The 25,310-nt window shown below is 63.4% G+C and carries 25 protein-coding genes; 8 read left to right on the top strand and 17 right to left on the bottom strand.

Annotated elements, in window-relative coordinates; all coding sequences use genetic code 11:
• Positions 1–250 precede the first annotated feature (250 nt).
• The gene (locus HGP13_RS21110; protein ID WP_172228770.1) at positions 251–1,708 is read left to right on the top strand and encodes a D-alanyl-D-alanine carboxypeptidase; all 1,458 of its coding nucleotides are present in this window, start codon (positions 251–253) and stop codon (positions 1,706–1,708) included.
• Positions 1,709–1,754: 46 nt separating this feature from the next.
• Here the strand turns inward: HGP13_RS21110 and HGP13_RS21105 are convergent, their stop codons facing one another.
• The 3 genes from HGP13_RS21105 to HGP13_RS21095 all read right to left on the bottom strand — a co-directional run bounded on the left by HGP13_RS21105 (position 1,755) and on the right by HGP13_RS21095 (position 4,651).
• Complete coding sequence (locus HGP13_RS21105) at positions 1,755–2,456, bottom strand: DnaJ domain-containing protein (RefSeq protein ID WP_172228768.1); 702 nt, start codon at positions 2,454–2,456, stop codon at positions 1,755–1,757.
• 276 nt (positions 2,457–2,732) lie between these two features.
• A complete protein-coding gene (locus HGP13_RS21100; protein WP_172228766.1) occupies positions 2,733–3,170 on the bottom strand; it encodes a DUF1489 family protein in 438 nt (145 codons plus the stop codon).
• Positions 3,171–3,247: 77 nt separating this feature from the next.
• Positions 3,248–4,651 (bottom strand): L-serine ammonia-lyase, encoded by a 1,404-nt coding sequence (locus tag HGP13_RS21095; protein WP_172228764.1) that lies wholly within the window; start codon positions 4,649–4,651, stop codon positions 3,248–3,250.
• Positions 4,652–4,824: 173 nt separating this feature from the next.
• Here HGP13_RS21095 and HGP13_RS21090 point away from each other — a divergent pair, with 173 nt between their 5' ends.
• Positions 4,825–5,544 (top strand): DUF599 domain-containing protein, encoded by a 720-nt coding sequence (locus tag HGP13_RS21090; RefSeq protein ID WP_172228762.1) that lies wholly within the window; start codon positions 4,825–4,827, stop codon positions 5,542–5,544.
• On the opposite strand, the gene HGP13_RS21085 is transcribed toward HGP13_RS21090, so the two are convergent.
• The 6 genes from HGP13_RS21085 to HGP13_RS21060 all read right to left on the bottom strand — a co-directional run bounded on the left by HGP13_RS21085 (position 5,517) and on the right by HGP13_RS21060 (position 9,966).
• Complete coding sequence (locus HGP13_RS21085; RefSeq protein ID WP_172228760.1) at positions 5,517–6,314, bottom strand: YdcF family protein; 798 nt, start codon at positions 6,312–6,314, stop codon at positions 5,517–5,519. The genes HGP13_RS21090 and HGP13_RS21085 overlap by 28 nt on opposite strands.
• Before the next feature lie 28 nt (positions 6,315–6,342).
• On the bottom strand, positions 6,343–7,908 hold the full coding sequence (locus HGP13_RS21080; RefSeq protein WP_172228758.1) for an amidase family protein: 1,566 nt from the start codon (positions 7,906–7,908) through the stop codon (positions 6,343–6,345).
• A complete protein-coding gene (locus HGP13_RS21075) occupies positions 7,908–8,363 on the bottom strand; it encodes a GNAT family N-acetyltransferase (protein ID WP_172228756.1) in 456 nt (151 codons plus the stop codon). Before HGP13_RS21075 ends, HGP13_RS21080 begins: the two co-directional genes overlap by 1 nt.
• A 7-nt stretch (positions 8,364–8,370) precedes the next feature.
• On the bottom strand, positions 8,371–8,658 hold the full coding sequence (gene gatC / locus HGP13_RS21070) for an Asp-tRNA(Asn)/Glu-tRNA(Gln) amidotransferase subunit GatC (RefSeq protein ID WP_027044576.1): 288 nt from the start codon (positions 8,656–8,658) through the stop codon (positions 8,371–8,373).
• A 159-nt stretch (positions 8,659–8,817) separates the two neighbouring features.
• Positions 8,818–9,234, bottom strand: coding sequence for a hypothetical protein (locus tag HGP13_RS21065; protein WP_172228755.1), 417 nt, complete (start codon positions 9,232–9,234; stop codon positions 8,818–8,820).
• 24 nt (positions 9,235–9,258) lie between these two features.
• A complete protein-coding gene (locus HGP13_RS21060) occupies positions 9,259–9,966 on the bottom strand; it encodes a metal-dependent hydrolase (RefSeq protein WP_172228754.1) in 708 nt (235 codons plus the stop codon).
• A 123-nt stretch (positions 9,967–10,089) separates the two neighbouring features.
• Here HGP13_RS21060 and ruvX point away from each other — a divergent pair, with 123 nt between their 5' ends.
• Positions 10,090–10,596 carry a Holliday junction resolvase RuvX gene (ruvX, locus tag HGP13_RS21055; protein ID WP_172228753.1) on the top strand — a complete coding sequence of 169 codons (507 nt, stop codon included), beginning with the start codon at positions 10,090–10,092 and terminating at the stop codon, positions 10,594–10,596.
• Here ruvX and HGP13_RS21050 read toward each other — a convergent pair.
• The 3 genes from HGP13_RS21050 to HGP13_RS21040 all read right to left on the bottom strand — a co-directional run bounded on the left by HGP13_RS21050 (position 10,514) and on the right by HGP13_RS21040 (position 13,203).
• A complete protein-coding gene (locus HGP13_RS21050) occupies positions 10,514–10,855 on the bottom strand; it encodes a DUF6105 family protein (protein WP_172228752.1) in 342 nt (113 codons plus the stop codon). The genes ruvX and HGP13_RS21050 overlap by 83 nt on opposite strands.
• Positions 10,855–11,418 carry a hypothetical protein gene (locus HGP13_RS21045; protein WP_172228751.1) on the bottom strand — a complete coding sequence of 188 codons (564 nt, stop codon included), beginning with the start codon at positions 11,416–11,418 and terminating at the stop codon, positions 10,855–10,857. The genes HGP13_RS21050 and HGP13_RS21045 overlap by 1 nt, the downstream gene beginning before the upstream one ends.
• Positions 11,419–11,574: 156 nt before the next feature.
• Positions 11,575–13,203, bottom strand: a complete 1,629-nt coding sequence (locus tag HGP13_RS21040; RefSeq protein ID WP_172228750.1) for a DNA alkylation response protein — start codon at positions 13,201–13,203, stop codon at positions 11,575–11,577.
• A 177-nt stretch (positions 13,204–13,380) separates the two neighbouring features.
• Here HGP13_RS21040 and HGP13_RS21035 point away from each other — a divergent pair, with 177 nt between their 5' ends.
• The 4 genes from HGP13_RS21035 (at position 13,381) to dprA (ending at position 17,422) form a co-directional block, all read left to right on the top strand.
• On the top strand, positions 13,381–14,361 hold the full coding sequence (locus HGP13_RS21035) for an aspartate carbamoyltransferase catalytic subunit (RefSeq protein WP_172228749.1): 981 nt from the start codon (positions 13,381–13,383) through the stop codon (positions 14,359–14,361).
• On the top strand, positions 14,358–15,644 hold the full coding sequence (locus HGP13_RS21030; RefSeq protein WP_172228748.1) for a dihydroorotase: 1,287 nt from the start codon (positions 14,358–14,360) through the stop codon (positions 15,642–15,644). Before HGP13_RS21035 ends, HGP13_RS21030 begins: the two co-directional genes overlap by 4 nt.
• A 61-nt stretch (positions 15,645–15,705) precedes the next feature.
• Positions 15,706–16,293, top strand: a complete 588-nt coding sequence (gene plsY / locus HGP13_RS21025; RefSeq protein WP_172228747.1) for a glycerol-3-phosphate 1-O-acyltransferase PlsY — start codon at positions 15,706–15,708, stop codon at positions 16,291–16,293.
• The gene (gene dprA, locus HGP13_RS21020) at positions 16,256–17,422 is read left to right on the top strand and encodes a DNA-processing protein DprA (protein WP_172228746.1); all 1,167 of its coding nucleotides are present in this window, start codon (positions 16,256–16,258) and stop codon (positions 17,420–17,422) included. The genes plsY and dprA overlap by 38 nt, the downstream gene beginning before the upstream one ends.
• Positions 17,423–17,692: 270 nt before the next feature.
• Here dprA and otsB read toward each other — a convergent pair whose 3' ends face one another.
• The 4 genes from otsB to HGP13_RS21000 all read right to left on the bottom strand — a co-directional run bounded on the left by otsB (position 17,693) and on the right by HGP13_RS21000 (position 23,617).
• The gene (gene otsB / locus HGP13_RS21015) at positions 17,693–18,475 is read right to left on the bottom strand and encodes a trehalose-phosphatase (protein WP_172228745.1); all 783 of its coding nucleotides are present in this window, start codon (positions 18,473–18,475) and stop codon (positions 17,693–17,695) included.
• Positions 18,475–20,244 (bottom strand): trehalose-6-phosphate synthase, encoded by a 1,770-nt coding sequence (locus HGP13_RS21010; protein WP_172228744.1) that lies wholly within the window; start codon positions 20,242–20,244, stop codon positions 18,475–18,477. Before HGP13_RS21010 ends, otsB begins: the two co-directional genes overlap by 1 nt.
• Positions 20,245–20,350: 106 nt before the next feature.
• A complete protein-coding gene (locus HGP13_RS21005) occupies positions 20,351–22,513 on the bottom strand; it encodes an amylo-alpha-1,6-glucosidase (protein ID WP_172234796.1) in 2,163 nt (720 codons plus the stop codon).
• Positions 22,514–22,555: 42 nt separating this feature from the next.
• On the bottom strand, positions 22,556–23,617 hold the full coding sequence (locus HGP13_RS21000) for a glycosyltransferase family 4 protein (protein WP_172228743.1): 1,062 nt from the start codon (positions 23,615–23,617) through the stop codon (positions 22,556–22,558).
• A 174-nt stretch (positions 23,618–23,791) separates the two neighbouring features.
• Between HGP13_RS21000 and HGP13_RS20995 the strand changes: the two genes are divergently transcribed.
• Positions 23,792–24,307, top strand: a complete 516-nt coding sequence (locus tag HGP13_RS20995; protein ID WP_246707078.1) for a hypothetical protein — start codon at positions 23,792–23,794, stop codon at positions 24,305–24,307.
• Between the two features lie 24 nt (positions 24,308–24,331).
• Here the strand turns inward: HGP13_RS20995 and HGP13_RS20990 are convergent, their stop codons facing one another.
• A complete protein-coding gene (locus HGP13_RS20990) occupies positions 24,332–25,051 on the bottom strand; it encodes a carbonic anhydrase (RefSeq protein ID WP_172228742.1) in 720 nt (239 codons plus the stop codon).
• Positions 25,052–25,310: the final 259 nt, after the last annotated feature.

Below are 25,310 nucleotides of genomic sequence, written 5' to 3'. Positions count from 1 at the left end.
AGGGGCGCCCTTGTGCAACGCACCGTAATATATTGTGCGCCGCACAAAAGTCAATATTTCGTCGGCGCGCGGAGGCCGCCTGCGCAGGCAATGGCTAAAAATCAAATAAAGCTCGTTTCAAGCCCGAAGAAAATGGTGAACGCGGCGGTTACCATAAACGGATTGGTAACGCTGCCCCGCTAGCTTGGCTGGAAGTGAGGCAGGACCCTTTGCCGCCTCCAACGCAACGAAGAATTCAAGGGAAATATCAGTGCGTCAGGCGTTGTTGGGCATCGTTTCCAAATCCACCTCCCCCCTCAAAGCGATCATGGTCCTCGCCTTGGCGTTGACCTTCGTTTGCGCCGACGTTGCCTCGTCGCTGGCAGCGCGGCCGGCGGCCATTGTCGTGGACGCCAAGACCGGCAAGGTGCTGTACTCCGCGGATGCCAACGGCAGGCGCTATCCGGCGTCGCTGACCAAGATGATGACGCTTTATCTGACCTTCGAAGCGATGGCGAAAGGCAAGATCAGCAGGAATTCGCAGGTCGTGTTTTCGGCCCATGCCTCCGCCGAGGCGCCGACGAAACTCGGCGTCAAACCGGGCGGCTCGGTCTCGGTCGAGACCGCGATCCTGTCGATCGTCACCAAGTCGGCCAACGACTCGGCCACCGCGCTCGGTGAAATGCTCGGCGGCGATGAACCCACTTTCGCCCGCATGATGACCGCCAAGGCGCGGCAGCTCGGCATGAACGGCACCGTCTTCCGCAACGCCAACGGCCTGCCCGACCCCGGCCAGTTCACCACCGCGCGCGACATGGCCACGCTCGGCATCGCGCTCAGGGAGCATTTTCCCCAGTACTACGGCTATTTCTCGCAGCGCTCCTTTCTCTATGGTCGCCAGCGCATCAACGGCCATAACCGGCTGCTTGGACGCATCAAGGGCGTCGACGGCATCAAGACCGGTTACACCCGCGCCTCGGGCTTCAATCTCGTCTCGTCGGTTAATGACGGCAACCGCCGCCTTGTCGCCGTTGTCATGGGCGGCACCTCGGGCGGCAGCCGCGACAACCAGATGGCGAACCTGATCAACACCTACATGCCGAGGGCCTCGACCCGCGGCGGTGGCGATCTGGTTGCCAAGGCTGACAGCAGCAGCAATCCGATCAAGGCGCTTGCCAAGGTTCTCCTGCCCAAGCACGACGCGCCGACCCCGGACGACAAGCCGGTGGCCGTCGCCAGCGCCGATGACACAGCAGTCGCCGAAGACGCGACTGTTGCGCAGGGTGATGATCAAGGTGATGATGAAGAGAGTGCCGAGGCCGAAGCACCCAAGCTGGTTGTCCCGGCAAAGAAGGTGAAGACCGTCATCGTCGCTGCGCCGAAGGTCGCCACCGCACAGGTCGTGGCTGCCTATGCCGAGCCGACGCCGCCGGCTGTCGAGCCGACGCCAACTGTCGATCCGGTCAACACCGCGTCGGTGCCGTCGGGCTGGACCATCCAGGTTGCCTCTTCGCCGAAGCAGGCGGAAGCCCAGGCTTTTCTCGACAAGACCACCAAGCAGGCGCCCAAGCTGCTGGCCGATGCTTCAGGCTTCACCGTCGCCTTCGACAAGGATGGGGTCACCTATTACCGCGCCCGCTTCGGCGGCTTCGGTTCGAAGGACGCCGCCTGGAAGGCCTGTACCGCTTTGAAGAAGAAGAAAATCGAGTGCTACGCCGTCCAGCAGTAGGACGGCGTGGAAGCGATCTCCCGGAAATTTTTTGCGTCGAAGGAGACTAGTTGTGATTGGAGAGCAAGACGTCCTTGGCTTCGTTGATTCGCGCCGCCAGGAAAGACGTGCCGCCGATATCGGGGTGCAGGCGCTGCATCAGGCGGCGGTGCGCCTTGCGGACATCCGCCGCGGCGGCCCCCGCTTCAAGACCAAGGATCTTGTAGGCCTCCTGCTTAGTCATGGCGCCCGGACCTGGCGCAACACCCAGCCCTTCGCCACCGTTCGTCTCAGTGTTTTTGCGCCAGACGGGAAATCTGCCGTCAAGATACGTCTCTAGCAGCTGGCGGCTCTCCGCATCGCCGGAGAGTTCGCGGTAGAGACGCTGCAACTCCGCAAGGCCCATCGCGCCAAGCATCTTGCCGTCATGGCGGCCGGCCAGAACCAGCCCTTCGAGGCCGCCCGTATTGTGATCGAGTTCCATTTCGAGCGCTGCCGTCCGCACCGTTGAGCGTTTTCCCGGCGCCAAGCCGACATCAGGCTGGTTCGTACGCGTGGCGAAATACCAGCCGATTGCCACGAACAGCATGACGCCGCCGATTCCGCTTCGCCCGACCAGCAGCACGGCGCCACCCACCAGCGCCAGCAGGATCGGCCCCAGAGTTCTGGTTGTGCTCGCGAGGCTGGCCGGATCGGCGCGAAGAAATGCCGTGGCTGCGATCAGCAGCACCAGCAGCAATGCGACCAGGACGATAATTGCGCCTAACATTTCCCACCGCCCTGCGGATTCCCTGCCCGTCTGGACAGCCGCTTCATTTCATCAAACACTTTTTCTGCGCCGTAATCATGGCCTTCGCTTGGACAGCAAGATGTCCGCCATGCGAGCTGGCTCCGCCAACGCCGCGATTCCCAGTCGAGTTCGACAGCTTTCATCGCGCATGAATTTCAAGATGCGGCGTTGCCTCGCTGCTTGCAAGTCCAGTGCGAAGCCAGATGGAGGGCCAGGAAAACCGAGCCGGAACAGACAACGCTGTTGCGCGATAGTCTACAGCAACCCCAGATCGGCAAGCTCGCGCCTGAGTTTCGGCGGCATCTCGACCAGCCCGGCCTTGCCCTTGCCGAGGTCGAGGGGCGCTTCCGACGGCTTCAGGTAGCGCCAGCCCTGAAAGGCCCGGCGTGGCTGCCAGTCGGTGCGCACGACCTGCGGATCGAGCATCAGATGGCAGCGGCCGATGCCTTCGTCGTCGGTGAACGGCCGGATCTCGGTGACGAGCTGGCGGCATTGCACGCTACCCTTGATCACCCAGTAGAGCGAACCGCCATCGGTGATCTCGGCGCCACGTGTCGGCACCATGCGGGTGGTGTGCCAGTGTTCGGCCGGTTCGCCGGCGCGGCGCCGTTCGTCGAGACGGAACTCGATCCATTCCTCGAGATCCTCGACGCTGTCGCAGCCGACGCACAGTTTTAAGAGATTGAGAGCCATCCGCTAAGGTTAGTCCGGAGCGCCGGGACGTCAACGGCCTGACGGACTTCTCCACAGCGCCGGTTTAGGCCAGTCCCTCAGCACTCCACGACATTGACGGCGAGCCCGCCAAGACTGGTTTCCTTGTACTTCTCGTTCATGTCGAGGCCGGTCTGGCGCATGGTCTCGATCGCCGCGTCGAGCGGTACGAAGTGGACGCCGTCGCCTTTGATCGCCAGTGACGCGGCCGTCACCGCCTTGACCGCGCCGAGTGCATTGCGCTCGATGCACGGCACCTGGACCAGCCCGCCGACCGGATCGCAGGTCATGCCGAGATGGTGTTCGAGCGCGATTTCGGCAGCATTCTCGACCTGCATGGGCGTGCCGCCCATGACGGCGCACAATCCGGCTGCGGCCATTGCCGAAGCGGAACCGACCTCGCCCTGGCAGCCAACCTCGGCGCCCGAGATCGAGGCATTGGTCTTGATGATGCCGCCGACGGCGGCGGCCGTCAGCAGGAAGTCGCGGATGCTCGGCTGGTCGGCCTCGGGATGGAAATGCAGCCAGTAGCGCAGCACCGCCGGCAGCGTGCCGGCTGCCCCATTGGTCGGCGCGGTGACGACGCGGCCGCCGGCCGCATTCTCCTCATTGACGGCCATGGCGTAGATCGACAGCCAGTCATTGGCGAGCAACGGATTGGGTTTGTTCTGCTGCCACTGTTCCTGCAGCTTGTCGTGCAGCATGCGCGCACGGCGCCTCACCTTCAGGCCGCCCGGCATGATGCCGTCCTGCGACAGGCCGCGATCGATGCAGCTCTTCATCGCACCCCAGATGGCGTCGAGGCCGGAGTCGAGCTCCTCGCGCGACATCTGCATTTCCTCGTTGACGCGCTTCATCTCGGCAATGGAAAGACCGCTCTTGCTCGCCATCTTCAACATCTCGACGGCGTTCTTGAAGGGATACGGCACTTTCTTGCCTTCGGTCGTCACCGACCCCTTGGCCTTCATCCGCTGCAGCTCTTCTTCCGAAACCACGAAGCCGCCGCCGATCGAATAGTAGATGCGCTTGAGCAGTAGGCGGTCGCTGGCATCGTAGGCATAGAACGCCATGCCGTTTGCGTGACCCGTGAGCGGCGTCTTGCGGTCGAGCACCAGATCAGCGGCCGGGTCAAATCGATAGGATGGATGGCCGGGCGGCGAAAGGCGCTTTTCAGCAGCGATGCGGCCAGCAATCCCATCGGCCTGATCCGGGTCGACCGTCTGCGGTGTCAGGCCGGCTAGACCAAGCACCACCGCGCGGTCCGAGCCATGGCCAATGCCGGTATAGGCGAGCGACCCGTGCAGGCTGGCGCCGACGCGATCCACCGCGACACCGGCCGGCCGCGGCCAATCGCCATTGAGGATCTCGTCCAGGAAGCGGGCGGCGGCCGTCATCGGCCCCATCGTGTGCGAGCTGGAGGGGCCGATGCCGATCTTGAACAGGTCGAAAACCGAAAGGAACACGTTGTCTCCTGGAGTCGCGTCGGGGACTACATATAGGAATTCCCCGGATGTTTCCGCTCTTTTGGCAATCGCGGCGCAGCACCTGCCGACCTTGTTTGCTCCGGCAGCGACATTGCTGCCGTTCGCGGTAGCCGGCATCGAAGCGACCGCGCTGGATGTGGTAAATTCAGCCCATGGGTGATTCCTCCTATCTGTCTACGGCCGATCTCGGGGCGTTGGCCCTCTTCCTGATGGCGTGGCTGCTGCACACGCTCGCTTCCGACGGCAGGCTGGTCAGCCGCGTGTCGCTGACGACGGCGATGAATGCGCAGCGCGGGGCCTGGATGCGCACCATGGCCGAGCGCGAGATCCGCATCGTCGACACCGCCATCATGAGCGGCCTGCAGCAGGGAACCGCCTTCTTCGCTTCGAGTTCGCTGATCGCGCTTGGCGGCTGCTTTGCCTTGCTCGGTGCGTCCGACCGGGTGCTTGAAGTGCTGAGCAATCTGCCGCTCGGCGGGGCGCCGTCACGCCCGGCCTTTCAGATCAAGGTGCTGGGACTGGTGCTGATCCTGGCCTTTTCCTTCTTCAAATTCGGCTGGGCCTACCGGCTGTTCAACTATTGCTCGATCCTGATCGGCGCCGTGCCGATCCCGCACGGCGAAGCCTCGCGCAATCCGGTCACGCAAACGGCGGTGTGGCGCGCGACGCAGATGAACATGCTGGCCGGCAAGCATTTCAACTCGGGCCTGCGCGGTGTGTTTTTCTCGATCGGCTATCTCGGCTGGTTCGTCGATCCCCTGGTCTTCGTGCTGTCGACGCTTCTGCTGCTGGCCGTGCTGGTGCGGCGCCAGTTCTTCTCGGCGGCGCGGCGCGCCGTCATCGGTCAGCCGCCAGGTGCTGGAAAAGGCTGATCGATGCGGCCCGAAAGCCAATAGGCGAAAAGCCCGATCCATTCGCGGATCGCCATGGTCGTATTCTCCAGTGAATCGGCCGCATTGTCACGAAACAAGCCGACACCTTCCTTGCCCGAGGTGCGATAGTCGACCGGCCATGGGACGGTTGGAAACCCAGCCTTGTCGAACAGCGCCTTGGCCCGCGGCATATGGAAGGCGGAGGTCACCAGCAGCCAGGTCTCGCCCGGCTTCGGGTCGACAAGTTGGCGGCTGAAGACCGCATTTTCGTAGGTGTTGCGGGACTTGTCCTCGAGGACAAGACGATCGGCCGATACACCGAGCGGGACGAGCAGGCGGGGTGCGGTGTCGGCGTCGCCCTCGCCATCAAGGAAAAGCGAGCCGTTTCCGCCTGATACGACCACTTTGGCCTGCGGGAAGCGCCGGGCGAGGATTGCGGTCTCGACCATGCGGTCGCCGCCGCTGCTCAATTCATAGCCGCCGCGGACCAAATTGATCCCGCCCTCGAACCCGCCGCCGAGCACGACAATGCCGTCGACCTTTTGCGGCAGCGGCGGGCGGGGAAAGCGTTCTTCAAGTGGGTTGAGCATCATGGCGCCGAGCGAGGTCCAGGCGGATAGCGCAAGGATCAGAAACGCCAGCACGCTGCCAGTGACGGCCAGCCGCCGCCGGCCGACCATGCCGGCGATCAGCCCTGCCAGAAGCAGGAAGATCGTCAGGTTAAGCGGCTGGATGAAGAACCAGAAGACCTTGGAAAGATAGTAGAACATTGCTCACCCTTTCAGACGAGCGATACCACTACCACCACTTGTCCGGCTGAAATGTACCGGCCGCCTGCTCGATGACGGCGGCGGTCTGGAACAGCGTTTCTTCCTCGAACGGCCTGCCGATCAACTGCAGGCCAAGCGGCAACCCTTTGGGGTCGAGGCCGGCAGGCACCGCGATGCCCGGCAGGCCTGCCATGTTCACGGTGACCGTGAAAATGTCGTTGAGATACATCTTGACCGGATCGGCGGCCATGTCCTCGTCGGCGATGCCGAAGGCGGCGGACGGCGTCGCCGGGGTCAGGATGACATCGACGCCGGCGGCAAAGACATTCTCGAAGTCGCGCTTGATCAGGTTGCGTACCTTCTGCGCCTGCAGATAATAGGCGTCGTAGTAGCCGGCCGACAGCACATAGGTGCCGATCATGATGCGGCGCTTGACCTCGCGGCCGAAGCCGGCGGCGCGGGTCTTCTCATACATGTCGACGATATCCTTGCCCGGCACACGCAAGCCGTAGCGGACGCCGTCATAGCGAGCGAGGTTGGAGGAAGCTTCCGCCGGCGCCACGATGTAGTAGGCCGGCAGCGCGTATTTTGTGTGCGGCAAGGAGATATCGACGATGTCGGCGCCGGCATCCCTGAGCCAGACAATGCCCTTCTGCCACAGCGCCTCGATCTCTTCGGGCATGCCGTCGACGCGATATTCCTTGGGAATGCCGACCTTCATACCCTTGATCGGCTTGCCGATCGCCGCCTCATAGTCCGGCACCGGCCAGTCGACGGAAGTGGTGTCCTTCGGATCGACCGAGGCCATGGATTTGAGCATGATCGCGGCGTCGCGCACGTCACGCGCGATCGGGCCGGCCTGGTCGAGCGACGAGGCGAAGGCAACGATGCCCCAGCGCGAGCAGCGGCCATAGGTCGGCTTGATGCCGACGGTGCCGGTGAAAGCGGCCGGCTGGCGGATCGAGCCGCCGGTATCGGTCGCTGTCGCGCCGGCGCACAGGAAGGCCGAGACGGCGGTGGCCGAGCCGCCGGAAGAACCGCCCGGCACCAGCTGTGCATTGTCCAGGCTGCGCTGTGTCCTGGTGCCGCCGGACGAGACGAAGCCGCCGTCGCCCTGATGCGTCGTTGGCATCACCACCGTGTCGAGGCGCGAGCGGCGCCACGGGTTGATGACCGGGCCGTAATAGGACGTTTCGTTGGACGAGCCCATGGCGAACTCATCCATGTTGAGCTTGCCCAGCATCACAGCGCCGTCCGACCACAAATTAGCGGTGACGGTCGATTCGTAGCGCGGCTTGAAGCCGTCGAGCACATGGCTGCAGGCCTGGGTATGGACGCCTTCGGTGCCGAACAGGTCCTTGATCCCCAGCGGAATGCCTTCCAGCGCCCCGCCCTCGCCCTTGATCAGCCTGGCGTCGGACGCCTTGGCCATGTCGCGCGCTCTGTCGCCGGTCACCGCGACATAGGCATTGAGCGCCGGATTGGCGCGGTCGATCGCCGCGAGATAGGCCTCGGTGATCTCGGTCGCGGTGATTTCCTTGCCGCGCAGCTTGGCGCGGGCCTGCGAAATCGTCAGCTGGGTCAGGTCGCTCATCAAAGGCTCTTTTCGTAAAAAACCGACCACTCGGAATCGGGATAATCCAGCACCGGTCCACAGCGCGAGAACCCGGCACGTTCATAGACGGCCCAGGCGGCAGGATGACGATCGCCCGTCTCCAGCACCAGCCGCTTCAGCCCTTCCTGCCTCGCCAGCGCCTCGACCCGCTCGACGATGCTGGCGCCGATCTTGCGACCGCGATGCGAAGGCCGCGTATACATGCGCTTGACCTCGCCAATGGCATCGTCGTGGCGCTTCAGCGCACCACAACCGATAGCGATGCCATTGTCGCGGGCGATGAAAACGGTCGTGTCCTGGCCTGCCATCTGCTCGACCGTCAGGTGGTAACAATGCTCCGGCGGCGTCAGTTCCAGCAAGGTCTCGTTGAGTTCCTTCACCAGGCCGCGCACGTCGTCCTGCAGCGGCGTCTCGATGGCGATCTCGATTGCCATCGGCGCCTTACTCCACGACCTTCGGCACGAGGAAGAAATTCTCTTCGGTCGCCGGTGCGTTGGCAACGATGTCGGCCGCCTTGTTGCCGTCGGTGACGACGTCCTGGCGTTTCTTCATCTCCATCGGCGTCACCGAGGTCATCGGCTCGACACCGGACACATCGACCTCGTTCAACTGCTCGACAAAGCCCAGTATGGCGTTCAGCTCGCCGGTCATGCGTTCGGCATCTTCCTCGCTCACCGCAATGCGGGCGAGACGCGCGACGCGCTTCACTGTCTTGACATCAACGGACATGTATTTGCCTCGGGAAAACCAGTTCGGGCTATAGCGGCGCCGCGCGTACTTCGCAACATGCATCGTGGTACGCAGCCGTGCCGACCCGGTCCTTCGGGCGGCGCAGCGGGTTGGGCAACTCGAATAATCGCCTCTTCGACCTGACGCGCTGCATCTTCGTCATGGCAAGGCAACGCCCTCGCACAGATAGTAGCTGCCGCTGTTGCCGCTCGCCTCGCTTTCGTCATCGATCGGCCGAACCGATACGAGATCGACCTGCGTCGGGTTCATTTGCGTCACCGAGAGGACATCCGGAAAGACATAGCCCGGCTCCTGGCAGATCGCCGTCACCGCCCAGCTCGGCGAGCGTATCGCCTTACTGATCTGGACGAACTCGCAATTGTATTCAACGCCTTGCAGGCCATGCGCCGACAACACGATGTTGCCTGCGTCAATCAGCGTCTGCAGCGTATCCTTTTTGGCCTGCGCACAAAGCTCCTCGGACTGCAGGTAGACGCCTTCGATAAAGTCATCGGCGGCGAGCGCGGGCGACGCCGCGGCAAACATCGAAATAAAAAGAGTTTGCCGCAACGCCATGGTTTTGTTCCGCTTTAGCTGCTTCTAGATCGTAATCGTCTCACCAATCCCAGGCAATGCCACCTCAACACCCGATCCTTCCAGGCCGGCCTCGAATTTCCCGGCCGTCGGATCGATCATCGGAAACGTGCCGAAATGGCAAGGCACGACCGTGTCGAACTTGAAGAAGCGGCGGCAGGCAAGTGCCGCCACCGCACCGCCCATGGTGAAGCGGTCGCCGATCGGCACGATGCCGATCTTCGGCTCATGCAGTTCGTTGATCAGCGCCATATCGGAAAAAATGTCGGTATCGCCCATGTGGTAGAGCGTCTTGTCTTCCGGGAAATGCAAAACCAGCCCGCCCGGATTGCCGAGATAGACGTTCTTGCCGCCGTCTTCGCCAAACGAGGAGGAGTGCAGCGCCTGGACGAAAGTGGTGGTGAAGCCGCCGCAATCGACCGTGCCGCCGATGTTGCCGGGATTGATCTTGCTGCCGTCGGCGCCCTTGCCGACCAGATACATGCAGATCTCGAAATTGGCGACCAGCTGGGCGCCGCTCTTGCCGAGCACTTCCAGTGCGCCGCTGATATGGTCGTTGTGTCCGTGCGTCAGCAGAACATGCGTGATCCCTTCGGCCGGCCCCTCCCAGCCACCCGTCCAGGACGGATTGCCGATCAGATAGGGGTCGATGAGGATCTTGGCGTCGCCGGTTTCGATACGGAAGGCCGAATGGCCGTACCAGGTCAGTTTCATGAATGCATTCCTCGATTTTTGTCGGGCCAGAGGATAGAACGCCGATGGTCCCGAGATCAAAGGGTTACTGTGTCCGTTGCGCGTTTGACAAAACACGTGGTGGTGAGAGGCGAAGGACGGCCATTGAGTATTATCACGATCGAGGAATTGCCAGCGCGGCTCGCCGGCGGCAAGACACTGGCGGGGCTCGATCTCGGCGACAAGACGATCGGCGTCGCGGTTTCCGACCGGGGATTCTCCTTTGCTCACCCACGCCCGGTCATCATGCGGCGGAAATTCTCGCTGGACGCCGCCGTGCTTCTGGCTCTGCTGGCGAAGGAGAATGCCGGCGCGGTGGTGATCGGGCTGCCGATCAACATGGATGGGTCGGAAGGTCCGCGCGCGCAGAAGTCACGCGCCTTCGTGCGCAACATGGCGCAGCTGAGCGACCTGCCCTTCGTGTTCTGGGATGAGCGGCTGTCGACGGTAGCGGCCGAGAGGACACTGATCGAGATGGATTTCTCGCGCGCCAAACGCGCCGGCAAGATCGATTCGGCGGCGGCGGCCTTTATTCTGCAGGGAGTTTTGGACCGGCTTCAGTCGCTCGCTGCATCCGCTCGAAGGGAACCGGACCCTCCCAGCGCTGTTTAAGCCAGCCGGCGATTTCGCGGCGACGGCGGAACGCCCACAGCGCCATCAGCAGAAATCCATCGAAGATGCAGGTCTTCGCCACCAAGCCGGGGATGATCGTTGGATCGACGCCTAGCATCTGGCCATAGAGCTGGAAGAAGAAGTCATGCATCTGCCGGCTGAGCATCACATAACCGAAATTCATGTCATTTGCCGACAGATAGAACCAGCCCCAGAACAGCGCCATCGGAGCCGCCCAAAATGCGAAGATATAACGCATCAGCCGCCTCCCTTCGCTCTAGGACCGGTCCGTTTGGGGCCGGTCCGGCCCGATATCAGGGAGAGCAGTGAATTGTGAGCCGCCGCCTTCGCCATGTTGTGCGCCGTGGCGTGGAAAGCGGCGTCGTCCGATACCGCCGCCGAGCGCCGCTCGGCAAGCATCGCGACGTAGGAGGCGAGAAGCGCGGCGAGTTGCACCGCGACGACCATAAAGAGCCCGTTGATGCCCTGCGCGGCGCCACCGATCAGGATCATCGACAGCACACCGGAAGCGGAAATGAAGGCGATACGAACGACGCTGTCGGCGCCGGGGCCGGTCGCATCGTTGATCAGGGAATCGACAAAGGCCCAGAAGAACAGCACCGAGACGACCAGCAAGGCGGTGGCCAGCGGCGCGACCACGACGATGTTTTCCAGATTGACGAAGCGGGCGCTCTCGACGGTGACGCCGAGCACGCCGAGGGCTGCCGTGACACCGCGGTTGCCATCGATGCAGATCAGCGCCAGCAGGGCAAAGACAATTGCCCAGTGCACAGACAGAAAGGAGGTCAGTACGTGTCGCATCGTGGTTCCTGCTTCGGCAGGAATGACACTGGGCTTTGCCGCCCGCCGCTGCAACGGAAACCATTTGTTAAGGTTAACGGCGATCCACAGGGCACGCCACGATGCCCTCGGATGCGTGCAACTGATCGAAGAAGCCAGCGGCGCGCCGCTCCCGACTCAGTTCACCGGCGGATAGAGCGTGTCGATGATCATGCGCGCGTCGTGGCGCGCATCGAGCATGCCATAGGTGTTGCGCCACTGGCCGGCCAGGCGCGTTTCGACGAAAGCATCGGCAATGCGCCCTGCCCCCAGCCGGCGAAGCTCCGCCGCCGCCGCCGACAGTGCCAACTGTTCGGTCAGCAGACGTGCCGAGCCCTCATCGGTCGAAGCCACCTGCATTGCCGCCTTCAGCACACCGATCGTGCCGAGCCCGCCAGCGCCGAGGTCACGGTCGATCCCGGCTAGCACCTCTTCGAACAGGCCAGGCGCGCGGCCGAGCACGCGCAGCACATCGAGCGCCATGACATTGCCCGACCCTTCCCAGATCGCGTTGACCGGAGCTTCGCGATAGTAGCGGGCGAGTGGCGCCTCCTCGACATAACCATTGCCGCCGAGACACTCCATCGCCTCGTAGAGCAGCGGCGGCGAGATCTTGCAGACCCAGTATTTGACGACCGGCGTCATGGCGCGGGCAAACGCGGCCTCGCCGCGATCGCTTGCCGCCTCGTCGAAGGAACGCGCCAGCCGGAACGACAGCGCCGTGGCGGCGGCGACGTCGAGCGCCATGTCGGCCAGCACGCGCTGCATCAGCGGCTGCTCGATCAGCGTTGAGCCGAACACCTGGCGATGGCGGGCGTGATGAACGGCCTCGGCCAGGCCGGCGCGCATGATCGCCGAAGACGCCACCGCGCAGTCGAGCCGGGTCAAGGTGACCATGTCCATGATCGTCTTCACGCCGGCGCCGGGCTCGCCGACCATCTCGCCGATGGCGTTGACGAATTCCACCTCGGAGGAAGCGTTGGAGCGGTTGCCGAGCTTGTCCTTCAGCCGCTGGAAGCGGAAGCCGTTGCCCGACCCGTCGCCGAGAATGCGCGGCACGAGGAAGCACGACAGCCCCTCCGGCGCCTGTCCAAGCACCAGGAAGGCGTCGGACATCGGCGCCGACATGAACCATTTGTGTCCGGTCAGGCGATAGAACCCGCTGCCGGCGCGTTCCGCCCTTGTCACATTGGCGCGCACATCCGTGCCGCCCTGTTTCTCGGTCATGCCCATGCCGAGCGTCAGCCCCGCCTTTTCGACCGGCGGCTTCTGGCTCTGGTCATATTTGCGCGTCGTCACGCGCGGCGCCCATTCGCGAAACAGTTTCGGGCTGGCCATCAATGCCGCCAGCGAGGCACTGGTCATGGTGATGGGGCAGAGATGCCCGGTCTCGAGCTCAGCGGTCAGGTAGAAACGAGCGGCGCGCACCTGATGCCGGCGGCCGATCTCGGCGTCACCATTTTCCCAGACAGAAGAATGCAGCCCGTACGCCACCGAACGGCGCATCAAGGCGTGATAGGCGGGATGGAATTCGACCAGGTCGAGGCGCCGTCCCTGGCGATCGTGCGTCCTGAGCTTCGGCGTCTCGACATTGGCGAGGCGCGCCAGCTCCTGCGCCTCATGCGTCAGGACGAAACGGCCGAGACCGTCGAGATCCTTGCGCACCGGATCGGAAAAACGCTCGGCAAGCTGGATCAGCAACGGATCGCCTCGCCAGGCATTGCCGCCCGTCAGCGGCGGCGGCTGGTTCGTTACGTCGTCGGTCACGCCCAATCCTTCAATCGATAGAAAGGCCTTTATCGTGCGAAAGCCACGAATCCGAGGCCATCGGCTAGATATAGCCAAGCGTTGCCGCGCGCGCGACGAAAATACCGGGGAGAACGGCGCCAATCCAAAGCTGGTGCTTGCAGGCGCAAAATCCGCACCCTATAGCACCCCCTTGAGATGACCGACGCTTCGTCCCTGCCACTCTACCCTCACCGCCATCTTCTGGGCATCAGCGATCTTTCGCCCGCCGATATCGAGCTTTTGCTCGACAGGGCGGATCGCGCGGTCGCGATTTCGCGGCAGTCAGAGAAGAAGACCTCGACGCTGCGCGGCCGCACCCAGATCAACTTGTTCTACGAAGCCTCGACCCGGACGCAATCCTCGTTCGAGCTGGCTGGAAAGCGGCTCGGCGCCGACGTCATGAACATGTCGGTGGCAAGTTCCTCGGTAAAAAAGGGCGAGACGCTCATCGACACGGCGATGACGCTGAACGCCATGCGGCCCGACATATTGATCATCCGCCACCAGTCGGCGGGTGCCGCAGCCCTTCTGGCCCAAAAGGTCGGCTGCTCGGTCGTCAATGCCGGCGACGGTGCGCATGAACACCCGACACAGGCGCTGCTCGACGCGCTGACCATCCGCCGCGCCAAGGGCCCACTGTCGAAGCTGATCGTGGCGATCTGCGGCGACATACTGCATTCGCGCGTGGCGCGCTCCAACATCATGCTGCTCAACGCGCTCGGCGCACAGGTTCGGGTCGTCGCGCCCTCGACGTTGCTGCCCTCGGGCATCGAGAGGATGGGCGTCGTCGTCACGCGCTCGATGGCCGAAGGCCTGAAAGACGCCGACGTGGTGATGATGCTGCGCCTGCAGCGCGAGCGGATGGAAGGCGCCTTCGTGCCTTCGGTGCGCGAATATTTCCGCTATTTCGGCCTCGACGCCGAAAAGCTGAAGGCCGCCAAGGACGACGCCATGGTGATGCATCCTGGCCCGATGAACCGCGGCGTCGAGATTGCCTCGGAAATCGCCGACGGCCCGCAGAGCGTCATCCAGGAGCAGGTGGAAATGGGCGTCGCCGTGCGCATGGCGGTGATGGAAGCGCTGCTCGACCCGCGTCGCAATCAAGAGGGCCGCAATCAAGAGGGCCGCGGCACATGAGCATTACGGTCTTTGAACGCGCCCGCATCGTCGACCCCTCGCGCGGTATCGACGAAGTCGGCTCGGTCATTGTCGATGGCCGCAAGATTGTTGCCGCCGGCAAGGCGGCACTGAACCAAGGCACGCCCGAGGGCGCCATAACAATCGATTGTGCCGGCAAGGCGATCATTCCCGGCATCATCGATGGCCGCGTCTTCATCGGCGAACCGGGCGGCGAGCATCGCGAGACCATCGCCTCGGCGAGTGTCGCGGCGGCGGCCGGCGGCGTCACCTCCGTCGTCATGATGCCCGATACCGACCCGGTGATCGACAATGTGGCGCTGGTCGAGTTCGTGCTGCGTACCGCCAAGGACACGGCGATCGTCAACATCTTCCCGGCGGCGGCGATCACTAAGGGCCTCGACGGTCGCGAGATGACCGAATTCGGCCTGCTGCGTGAGGCCGGCGCCGTCGCCTTCACCGATGGCCGCCACACCATCTCAAGCGCGCTGGTGATGCGCCGCGCGCTGACCTACGCCCGCGACTTCGGCGCCACCATCGTGCATGAAACGCAGGATGCCGACCTCGGCTCGTCCGGCGTCATGAACGAGGGCCTGTACGCCAGCTGGCTCGGCCTTTCCGGCATTCCGCGCGAAGCCGAATCGATCCCGCTGGAGCGCGATCTGGCTTTGGCCCGGCTGACGCGCGGCTCCTACCATGCGGCTAAAATCTCGACGGCGATGGCGGCAAACGCCGTGACGCGCGCGAAAGCCGATGGCGCTGCCGTTACTTCAGGCGTGTCGATCCACAATCTGTCGCTCAATGAAAACGATGTCGGCGAATACCGCACCTTCTTCCGCCTGACGCCGCCGTTGCGCGCGGAGGAAGACCGGCTGGCGATGATCGAGGCGGTCAGGGACGGCACCGTCGATATCATCGTCTCCTCGCATGATCCGCAGGATGTGGACACCAAGCGCCTGCCCTTCGCCGATGCTGCCGCCGGTGCCATCGGGCTGGAGACGCTGCTGGGTGCCGCCTTGCGGCTTTACCATAATGGCGATGTGCCGCTGCTGCGGCTGATCGAGACCTTATCCACCGCGCCGGCAAAACTGTTCGGCTTGCCCGGCGGCACGCTGAAGCCGGGTGCCGTCGCCGATCTCGCGCTCGTCGACCTCGACGAACCCTGGATCGTCAGCGAAAGCGGCATTCGCTCGCGCTCGAAAAACACCTGTTTCGAAGGCGCGCGCCTGCAAGGCAAGGTCTTGCAAACGCTGGTGGCGGGCCGCACAGTATTCTCGGCCTAGGAGCACATCCTGGCGCCACCTGAAGCCGCTACAGCCGGCGATGGGAAGTGTGGGGGAAACAATGACTTATGGCGTTATCCTGGCGCTGGTATTCGGCTACCTCTTAGGCTCGATTCCCTTCGGGCTGCTGCTCACCCGGGCAGCCGGCCTTGGCGATGTGCGCAAGATCGGCTCGGGCAATATCGGCGCCACCAACGTGCTGCGCACCGGCAATAAGGGCCTTGCTGCGGCGACGCTGCTGCTCGACGCGCTGAAGGGCACCGCCGCCGTCCTGATTGCTGGCCATTTCGCACCGGAAACGGCGGTCTGGGCCGGCCTCGGCGCCTTTCTTGGTCATCTCTTTCCTGTCTGGCTTGGCTTCAAGGGCGGCAAGGGTGTCGCTACCTATCTCGGCGTGCTGATCGGCCTTGCCTGGCAGGTGGCGCTGATCTTCGCCACTGTCTGGCTGGTGATGGCGTTCCTCTTGCGCTTCTCCTCGCTGGCAGCGCTGACAGCGGCCGTCGTCGTGCCGATAGCCCTCTATTTCATGAGCACACCGCAGATTGCCGCCCTGTTCGTGGTGATGAGCATTATCGTCTTCATCAAACACAGGGCGAACATTTCGCGGCTGCTTGCCGGCACCGAGGGCAAGATCGGAGCCAAGGGATGAGCGAGCCAGCCCCGGGCCGCGCCTCAGCGACCGGCAGCGGCTGAGCTGGTTGCGGCTGATCCGCACCCAGAATGTCGGCCCAGCCTCCTTTCGTGATCTGATCAATCGCTTCGGATCCGCTGAGGTCGCGCTCGAAATCCTGCCGGAACTGATGATATCGGGCGGCGCCAGCCGGATCGCCCGCATTCCGTCGATCGCTGAAGCCGAGGCCGAACTCGAGGCAGCCCGCAAGGCTGGCGCGCGTTTTGTCGGCATCGGCGAGCCAGACTACCCGCCGCTTTTGCGCAGCATGGATAATCCGCCACCGCTGCTGGCGGTGAAGGGCAATGCCGCTGTGTTCCGGCTGCCGGGCGTTGCCATCGTCGGCGCCCGCAACGCATCGCTGGCCGGCATCAAGATGGCGCGCATGTTGGCGACCGATCTGGGCGGCGACGGCTATGGCATCGTCTCCGGCCTGGCGCGCGGCATCGACACGGCGGCGCACCAAGGCAGCCTGGCAACCGGCACGATCGGCGTGCTGGCCGGAGGCCTCGACCTGCCCTACCCGCCCGAAACAGCCGGCCTGTGCGCGGAAATCGCCGAGCGCGGCGCCATCATTTCGGAAATGCCGTTCGGCTGGCAGCCGCGCGCCCAGGATTTTCCACGCCGCAACCGTCTGGTCGCGGGTGCGGCGCTCGGGCTAGTGGTGGTCGAGGCCGCGCAGCGCTCGGGCTCACTGATCAGCGCCAGGCTTGCGGGCGAAATGGGCCGGCTGGTCTTTGCCGTGCCGGGGTCGCCACTTGATCCACGCGCGGCCGGGACCAACGGCCTGCTCAAGGACGGCGCCACGCTGGTTACCGAGGCATCGGATATTTCCAGGGCGATCGCGCCGCTGACCGGCATGCGGGCGCCTGATATGCCGCCGTTTGAGGACGCGCCCGACTTTGCGGCCACGCCGCCGCCCGGCGAGGGCGACCGCGCCAAGGTCATCGAGGCGCTCGGCCCAACGCCGGTGTCGGTCGACGAAATCATCCGCCACACCGGCCTGCACCCGGCCCAGGTCTTCATGATCCTTTTGGAACTCGACCTCGCCGGCCGGCTCGAACGCCATGCCGGCGGCAATGTCTCGCTGGTTTTCGGGAACGGGTGAGCGCGACCGTCAATGGCGATTGCGGCCCTTCTTCCCGACGGTCTCGGCATAATCCGTTGTGTTGGCTCCAACAGATCGTTCTCGACAGCCTTGCGCCAGACTGCATCGGCGTCTTCGGGACGCAACGGCTCAGCTGCCGTCTCGGCATCACCGCTTTGCGGCTCGGCGCGCCGTTGCAGCCAGGCGGGCAATGTTTCCCGGATGAAGCTGGTCAGTTGGGTCATTCGCACGCTCCTTCCATGCGCGTGAACGGCTTCAGTGCAATCCGGTTCATTTGGCCATTGCGGCTGGCGTGGCCGCAGTCTCGCGTCTGCTCATCCCGTCCAGCCAGGCAAAGGCCGCATCCACGCCGGCCAGCGCAAAAGGTGCCGCTGTCGATCCATGCGGCTTTATGCGAACCGAGATGCCGTCCAATTCGTTGACGACCTCGAACCCGTTCTCGTCTGACGTGTCGTCACCGAGGAACACCGGTCGCCGTCCCCTGAAAGCCGGAATTTGCATGAAGCGTCGGATGGCGGCTCCCTTCGCTGCTTCCAGCGGCATCAATTCCACACCGGCATTTCCGGCCAAGACCCGATACCCCGCGGGCAATTTGTCCAAGGCCTGTTCGACCAGTTCCGTCGCGCGCTGCAGCAAGTGCGGTGCCGCGCGTGTATGAATGGCCAGGATTGGTCCCTTGCGTTCGATGTAGACGTCCGCATTGTCCAGTTCCGTCGCGATTTCGTTGGCAAGCGCTACAATGTCGGCCGGTTCGACGGCGGCTTCGACCGGACCGTCGCGTGCCAGCCTGTGCTCGAGGCCATAGAGCCCGGCGGCGCGCAATCTGAGGGGCTGGAAGAGATGGTCGACGGCAGCGATCGACCGTCCCGTGATGAACGCCAATGCTCCATCCAATTGCGCTTCGAGACGTTCCAACAGCGTGCGCAACTCCTCACTGACAACCACTGCATCGGGATGCGCGGCATGTTCGAGAAGCGTCCCATCGATATCGAGGAACAGGCTCCATGGCCCTAGCGGGACGACGGGTTCCGGCAGATTTGGCAATATCGACATCACAGTGCCGCCACCCGTCTGCGATCAAGCAGCGATATCACATTGGCTGGGGCTGCTGGAGCAGCACCCACGGCACGATCGACTGCATCACGCTTGCGCAGGCGCGCAGCATCGAGAAGCATGCTGCCCGCCCACCGATAGACATTGTTTTCGCGCACGATCTCGCGCATGCGTCGCATGCGCTGGCGTTGCTCCTCCTCGGACATGGTCAAGGCCTGCAGCAAGGCGTCGCCCATCATCGCCGCGTCATAGGGATTGACGATCAGGGCTTCCAGCAGCTCCTTGGAGGCGCCGGCGAACATGCTGAGCAGCAGCACACCCTGTTCATCCTCGCGCGCCGCGACGAACTCCTTGGCGACCAGGTTCATGCCGTCATGCAGGCTGGTGACCATGCAGACGTCGGCGGCGCGGTAGATTTCGTAGACCTCAAGCTGCGAGTGATGTTCCGTCACCATCAGCACTGGCGTATAGCCTTCGCGGCCATAGCGCTGGTTGAGATCCTCGGCATGGCGCAGGCACTCCTCGTACAATTGTTGATAGGCAGGCAGAGTACCGCGGCTGGGCGCCGCGATCTGCAGGAACGCCACCTTGCCGATCCATTCCGGGTGAAGCGTCAGCAGTTCGTCGAGCGCGTTGAAGCGATCGAGGATGCCCTTGGTGTAGTCCAGACGTTCAACGCCGACGCACAGCTTGACATGTTCGGCCAGGCCGAATTTCTCGCGCACCTGCCGACGGCATTGCGCGACGTCTGGCAGTTTGTCCAGATGCGGTGGCGACCACTCGATTGAAATTGGATAGGCGTGAACCAGGCTGATCTCGCCACCATAGGAAATGGCCGAATCCTCGCGCTCGATCCTGCTTTCCAGGAAACGGTCGACGCTGTCGATGAAGTTGTTGCAATGGAATTGGGTGTGAAAGCCGACAATGGAACTGCCGAGCAGGCCGTCGAGAATCTTCTCGCGCCACGGGCAGATGCTGAACACTTCCGAATTCGGCCATGGGATGTGCCAGAAGGTGATGATGATCGCCTCCGGCAGGCGCTCCCGGATCATGCGCGGCAGCAACGCGAAATGGTAATCCTGGACCAGCACGATCGGCCGCTCGTTGCGGGCTTCCGCGACAACGGTGTCGGCGAATTTGCGGTTGACCGCCTCATAGGCTTCCCAATCCGAGGCGCGGAATATCGGCCGGGTGAAGGCGATATGGCATAGCGGCCAGAGGCCTTCATTGGCAAAGCCGAGATAATAGCCTTGCTGCTCTTCCTCACTCAACCAGACGCGGCGCAGCGTATAGGAAGGATTGTCCGGCGGCACCTCGATGCGGTCGTTCTTGTCGACCACAAGCGCGTCGGCCGAACCGCCGCCATAGGCGATCCACGTGCCTGCACAAGCTCGCGTGATCGGCTCCAGCGCCGAGACAAGCCCGCTGGCGGGTACAACCAGCTGGATGTCGTCGCCCTCGCGGTTATGGATATACGGCTCACGATTGGAGACGACGATTACCTGGGCGTCGGGAAGTTCCGTTGCCAGGATATGACGCAGCGTTTCGGGCGACCATTGCACCAGCGAGGCGACAGCTGACTTCCCGTCCTTGTCGAATTCCGGCAATGGGCCACGAGCCGGTTCAACCTCCACAGTGGCCAACCTGCTGCCCTTGCGCGCCCCCAACATCATCGTCACGAGCACAATGGCCAGGACGCCGACAGCCGCAAGGGTGAAGAGCCACAATGCGAATAGAGGAACCACGAGGTACGAACTGTTGTCGGGCATTTAAACAGAGACCTTTCAATGGGATACCGAAGCGGCTCAATCTGCTGGGAGTTCCGGCGCCCATAGTGGTGGTCCAACGCCCGTGACGCGGGATGGTTCCGATTTTTCAGCTCCTGACCACGAGCGGCACCAGCCCCTCATGCGGCTCCGCAAGGAAGGCGCCGACACGATCTCCTACCCGCTGGAATGTCAGATCGACTGCCGCTTGCCCTACCGAAAGATGCCGAATGACGAGGCTGTCGATGCCGATCGGCAGGCGTGGCCGGGTCACATGGATCTCGCCTGCCCAGCCATCGATTTGCAGGCCGAGACAGGATTGCATGAGCATGAAGGCCGAGCCCGCGGACCAAGCCTGCGGCAGGCAAGCCACCGGATAGGCAATCGGTGCTTCGCCGGCCGCGCGCGTGAAGCCACAAAACAGTTCGGGCAGACGCATGTTGAAATGGACGGCGGATTCGAAGGTTCCGCTCATCAGCCGCACCACGCTGTCGCGCCTGCCGTACCGCGCCAGTCCCGCCGCGCAGATCGCGGTGTCGTGCGGCCAGATGGACCCGTTGTGATAGGACATCGGATTGAAGAAGATCGCATCGTCCGCCAGCGTTCTCAGCCCCCAGCCGGAATGGAACGAGGCCGACAGCAACTGGTCGGCAACCATGCGCGCGCGATCCGGGCTGGGTAGGCCGACGTAAAGCAGGTGACCGGCGTTGGAAGTGCGCACCATGCAGGGCTGACCGTCGCCATCCAGAGCCAGCGCATAGTAGCCGAGGTCCTCGATCCAGAAATGGCGCTCGACCTGTTGGCGAAGTGTGTCGGCGCGTATTTCCCAACTCTCCGCCCGCTCCGTTTCGCCGCGCAGCCGTGCCAGTTTCGCCAATCCCTGGAATGCCGCGAAGACGTAGCCCTGCACCTCGACCAGCGCGATCGGCCCCTTCGGAATGCGGCCATCGGCGTGAAAGACGGAATCGAAACTGTCCTTCCATCCCTGATTGGCAAGGCCGGATTCTGCCGCGCGCTGGTAGGTGAGAAAACCCGTCGAACGGCTCGCCGTTTCGATCCACTCGGCCGCGGCGCACAGTGATGGCCACAGGGTATCGATGAAACCTATGTCCCCCGTGCGGTCCGCATAAGAGCAGGCAAGATGAATATAGAGCGGCGTCGTGTCGACACCGCCATAGTAGCGGCCGAATGGCAACTCGCTCAGCGCCACCATCTCGCCCTTGCGGGTCTCGTGCATGATCTTGCCGGGTTCGGAATCGCTGAAAGGCGAGGTCTCGGTCGCCTGGTGCTGGGCGAGAAACGCCAGGACGCCTCGCGCCAGCCCAGGATTGAGCCACAGCATCTGTAAGGCTGAAATCACGCCATCTCGGCCGAAGGCCGTGGAGAACCAGGGGATGCCGGCATAGGGATACGGCCCGGTCGCCAGTTCCGTCGTGAGCAGCGCGACATCGGCGCGAGCCCGCGCCATCCAGTCGTTGAAAACGCGGCCCGAACTGTGCAGCGTCGCGCCATGCCGGCGTTTGGCGCGCATGCCGAAACGGGCACGGGCAGCGGCAGCGCGAAACCGATGGCTTTCGGGGCGATCGTCCGTGGCGTTGCCCACCTCCACGTAAAGCGTCTGGCTGCTGCGCTTGGTGACGGCGATGACGAAATCCGCCTGCTCGGAGGTCAGTTGATTAGGCGTCTGTGAAAATGAAATCGCCGATGTCCGCACCACCTTGTCCAGGCCTTCGTAGCGAAGCACGACCGCAACCCCCGCAATCTCGGCCGTATGGGCGGTTCCGCGCTTCGCGCGGGTCGAGCCCCGGACCTCGAACATATCGCGGAAATCGGCGCCAAAGCGCAGTGACAGCAGGATCGTCGAGTGCTCCCGGCTGTAGTTGGAGAGCGTTATGCGCTCATACAGCCTTTCCTCCCACAGAAGCCGGACGCGCTCGATATGGATGGCGCCTTGCGGAATCTGGCGGCCAGCAGCGCTCTCGATCGGCAGATTGGTCAAATTGGCGGTGAAGAGGACGTTGTCCTGGCTCAGCGACGCGCCAAGCAACGACGTCGACCGCCCACCGACGGTGAGACGAAATTCAGAGAGCACACGCGTGTCGTCGCGGAAGAACCCGTCCCCAGCGCCGCGTATATCGCCATAGGCGTCTGCAACGACAAAGCAGTCGCCATGCTTGAGGGCAAACAGCCTGTGCGGCTCCCGTGGCGCGGTTTCGTCCAAGGAGGCTAGGGCGATTGCAGGATCAAGCGTGCGCTCGTCGAGTTGGGTGATGGTCAATAGGCCTGTCCCTGTTCATTTCCGGAAGGAGTACCGCTACGAGGCCTTTACGCGACCGCCGGTGTCGACCAGTTCTGCATAGGCGGCGGCATAGTCCTGGGCCATCCTGCGGGCTGAAAAGCGCCGCTCGAACACCGCCCTGACACGTCGCCGGTCGAGCTGCAGGAGAGCCGGCATGGAGGCAACGGCGTCCTCTATGGTTTCGACGACGAAACCGGTCACGCCGTGGTCGACGATCTCCGGCATGGCGCCGCAACTCCAGGCCATGACAGGTGTCCCGCAGGCCATCGCCTCGATCACGGCAAGGCCGAATGGCTCCGGCCAATCGATCGGGAAAAGCAGAGCGGCGGCGTTTCCGAGAAACGCCGTCTTCTGCTGCTCATTGATCTCGCCGACATATTCGATCTGGTCGCCATCGATCATCGGCTGGACGACTTCCTCGAAATAGGCGCGATCGTCATCACCGATCTTGGCCGCGAGCTTGAGCTTCAAGCCGGTGCGGCGAGCGATCTCGATCGCCCGATCCGGGCGCTTGTCGCGCGACATCCTGCCGAGAAAGGCAAGATAGCCGCCATCCGAACCTGCCTCGAAATCGGGTTCGTAGAGATCGACCGGCAGGCCGTGGTGGATTGTCGCCAGCCAGTTCGCGGATGAGAATCGCGCCCGCTGGCTGCGCGATATCGAAATCATCGGGAAGCGTGGGAACCGATCATAGGCTTGTGCGAGGTCCGCGTAGTCCAGCCTGCCATGCGGCGTCGTCACCGTACGCTGCGGCATGTCGCGGAAAAACGGGAAATGCAGGAAATGGCTGAGATGGAAGTGAATGACATCGAAATCGTCAGCCCTTTTGCTGACCTCATCGAGCATCGACAGATGCGCCGCGATCTCCGATTTCAACGGACGGGGATCAAGACGAAGCGCCCGCTCACGGCACGGCACGAGCTTGGCGGAGGTCTTGGTGTCGCCGCTGGCGAACAGCGTCACGTCATGGCCGAGGTCGACGAGAGCCTCGGTCAGGTAGGAGATTATGCGCTCGGTCCCACCATAGAGCCTTGGCGGCACGGATTCGTACAATGGTGCTACGTGGGCGATCTTCATGGCCCGGCCTTCCCTCAATGAGCTGGTCATGGAGCGAAATGCTTCAGCCGCAGGATCGTTCCGGCCTCATTGGCAGATGCGCCGAATGATCGAGGAGCGTTTGATGTCCGACCTGGCTGCCCTATTTCCTGTGGGTTGCCGAATTTGCACGCGCGGCAGCCCAAGGAGGCCCAGGTGCTGGAACCGAAGGATGCAGAAGAACCCAGGGATATTGCAGCCCGACGCCTGGGCATGATCATCGAACAATATGTGGAGGCCAGGAAACGGCGTTATGGCTTCGTTTCGACGGACCAGGCGGCCAGGGTAATCCGCAGGATCCTGAAACCCACGGATCCAGCCCTCTCAGACCGAAAGCTCGACGATATGGTCGCCGCCCTCGCCGTCAAGAACGGCCTGGCAGTCGTCTTCGATCGCGGTGTCAGAGCACCGGCCGATATCGCCGACGCCGGCCTGAACAGAAAGGAACCGACCATGCGAGCACCAACGGAGACCCCGGATGTTGCCGGCGCGGTGGATGCCATTCTGGGTGCCCAGCCCGCGCCGCTTTCCCAAATCACCCCACTTTCAATGAGCGCGGTGATCTCGCTGCTGCGCGAACGGACCGGCACCAAACGGTCGGACGCGGATCTGGAAGGCCTGATCGCCAAGAAGGCCGCCGTTCTGGGCGTGCATTTGTCGCGGAACGGCTGAAGGATCGACGCGCGTCGGGCGTCGTTATTCGATGTAGGTCACGGTACCGGTTTGAAGGTCATAGATCGCCGCGACGATCTTCAGCCTTCCCGCCTTGGTGAGACCGGCCAACAGTTTGCTCGAAGCGGTCAGGCGCATAGCCGTTCTCCGCGCGCTCTCCTTGGCGGTGTTGTCGACGAAATCGCCCGGTTGGCTGCGCACTGCTATCGCCGCAGGCAGGATCGGCTCGATCATCGGGCCGATCGCGCCGGGATAGGTCGCGTTCTTGGTGACCACGTCGCACGCAGCCTTGACGGCGCCGCAACTTGTGTGCGCGAGGACGACAATCAAGGGTGAGCCGAGCACCGCCGCGCCGTATTCGACCGTGCCGAGCGTCGCGGTGTCGACGAGGTTGCCGGCATTCCGGGCGACGAACAGTTCTCCAACACCGTGGCCGCCGAAGATCAGCTCCGGCGGAACGCGACTGTCGGCGCAACTGATGATCGTGGCCCAGGGCGCCTGGTGTGCGGCGACAGCGTTCCGTTGCGCGGCAAGGTCGATCGAGCAAAGTTCCGGGTGGCTGATATAGCGTTCATTGCCAGATTTCAGCGCAGCGAGTGATTCATCGAGGGTCAGCGGCGTTGCCGCGCCCTCGGCCGCGCGCGCCGGCCACGACGCTCCACCAAGACCGAACGCCAGGAGTCCCGCGCCGACTTTGAGGAAATCCCTCCGCCCAAGCCCTTCACCGTCGCAGTTGCTGCACACTGTTTGGCTCCGTCGCTGAGATTTGAGACTGCTCCACGACAAACATGCGCCTTCTCTAATATAGAGGCAAGGAATTACCGAGCGGGAGATCACGCCGACGGGAAGAAAGAGCGCTGACGGTCAACAATGCCGTGCGCCGTGGCCCGAAACACTCCGCGAGCGGAAATGCGAGGAGCCCGGCGTCCAGCATCATTTCTGCGGGCATGCCGGCTGCTGGGGGTTCTCCAAACCGAAGCAGACGCCACATTGGTTCTGCTTC

Origin of the sequence: Mesorhizobium sp. NZP2077 (assembly GCF_013170805.1) — a bacterium.
Lineage (GTDB): Bacteria > Pseudomonadota > Alphaproteobacteria > Rhizobiales > Rhizobiaceae > Mesorhizobium.
The sequence above is the reverse complement of the archived record's forward strand: the minus strand, read 5'-3'. Positions and strand labels throughout refer to the sequence as shown.